The sequence below is a fragment of the Paucilactobacillus vaccinostercus DSM 20634 genome, assembly GCF_001436295.1.
Taxonomy (GTDB): domain Bacteria; phylum Bacillota; class Bacilli; order Lactobacillales; family Lactobacillaceae; genus Paucilactobacillus; species Paucilactobacillus vaccinostercus.
The window spans coordinates 67039-67637 of the sequence record NZ_AYYY01000030.1 but is presented as its reverse complement, the minus strand read 5'-3'; the positions used below and the strand labels follow the sequence as shown (position 1 = coordinate 67637).

At 40.2% G+C, this 599-nt stretch carries 1 protein-coding gene; it reads left to right on the top strand.

The window, feature by feature from the left end; genetic code table 11:
• Positions 1–599, top strand: a 599-nt coding sequence (locus FC26_RS13065) for an RNA-guided endonuclease InsQ/TnpB family protein (RefSeq protein ID WP_235809486.1), incomplete at both ends; no start/stop codon positions are given.

The following is a 599-nucleotide window of genomic DNA, read 5'->3' as shown; positions in this document are numbered from 1 at the left end:
GGAATTTATTTCGGAAAGTTCATCGTGCTGGAACACCAGTATTTCATAAAAAAAGATCTGAACAAAACTACCAAACTTCCTGCATGTATGCTAGTAAATTAGTCATGCCTAACATGCAAAATGGTAGTGTTCGGATCATTAATTCTCGACAGGTTCAATTACCGAAATTAGGTCGCTTGCGTTTCAAGGGGATACCCCAAAAAATAGTCAATCGTATGGACAGTATTCGTATTGGTACAACCACGATCTCAATGGACGCTACTGGTCGTTACTATGTAGCAATGCAATTAGCATCTGAACAACCTTTTGTAGACAAAGTTAATAATGAAACCGTTACTGCTATTGGAATTGACTTAAATACTGATAATTTTCTAACTGATTCCGAAGGGAATATTGTTGCCAATCCTCGTTACTATCGTTCTGTTAGCGGGAAGTTGGCGAAAGCACAACGCAAGCTCTCTCGACGGGCACGACGTGCCAAACAAGAACATCGGCCGTTACGTGATGCCAAGAATTATCAGAAACAGCGTAACGTTGTTGCCACTATTCAGTGTAAAATTGCTAATCGTCGCAAAAATTTTCTACATCTCGTCTCGACC